The organism is Sphingomonas sp. CCH5-D11, from assembly GCF_001557395.1.
Lineage (GTDB): Bacteria > Pseudomonadota > Alphaproteobacteria > Sphingomonadales > Sphingomonadaceae > Sphingomonas.
Map to the genome: position 1 here is coordinate 1 of NZ_LSKH01000290.1, position 720 is coordinate 720.

Below are 720 nucleotides of genomic sequence, written 5' to 3' on the forward strand. Positions count from 1 at the left end.
ACCGGCGCTTCCTGGTCATGGCCAACCATTACATGGTCGAGCCGACCGCCTGCTCACCGGCGTCGGGCTGGGAGAAGGGTCAGGTCGAGAACCAGGTGCAGACCGCGCGCGGCCGCTTCTTCCAGCCACGCCTGCGATTTACCAGCCTCGAGGAGCTGAACGGTTGGCTGGAGGCCGAGTGTCGGCGCTGGGCCGACATGCACCGGCATCCCGAGCGGAAGGAACTGACGGTCGCCCAGGCATGGGCAGCCGAACGGGCGGTGCTCCAGCCTGTTGTCGCGCCCTTCGACGGCTTCCACGAGAGCGAGCATGCGGTAAGCGGCACTTGCCTCATCAGCTTCGACCGCAACCGCTACTCCGTTTCTGCCAGGGTGGTGCGACGTGCCGTTCAGGTCCGCGCCTATGCCGACCGCATCGTCGTGCGCTGCGACGGTGAAGTCGTCGCCGACCATCCCCGGTTCTTTGGCCGGGACCGGACCATCTACGACCCGTGGCATTATCTGCCGGTGTTGGCGACCAAGCCGGGCGCCCTGCGCAACGGCGCACCGTTCCAGGGCTGGGAGTTGCCGCCTGCGCTGTCACGGCTGCGGCGCAAGCTCGGCGCCGGCGACGACGCCGACCGGCGGTTCGTGCGGGTGCTGGCGACAGTGCTCGATGACGGGCTCGAGGCGGTGGAAGCGGCCGTGCGCGAAGCATTGCTGGCCGGCACCGCCAGCGACG

The 720-nt window shown here is 68.9% G+C and carries 1 protein-coding gene; it reads left to right on the forward strand.

What is annotated here, in order from left to right; genetic code table 11:
• A partial coding sequence (locus AX702_RS17810; RefSeq protein ID WP_443026310.1) for a Mu transposase domain-containing protein occupies positions 1-720 on the forward strand: 720 nt, incomplete at both ends.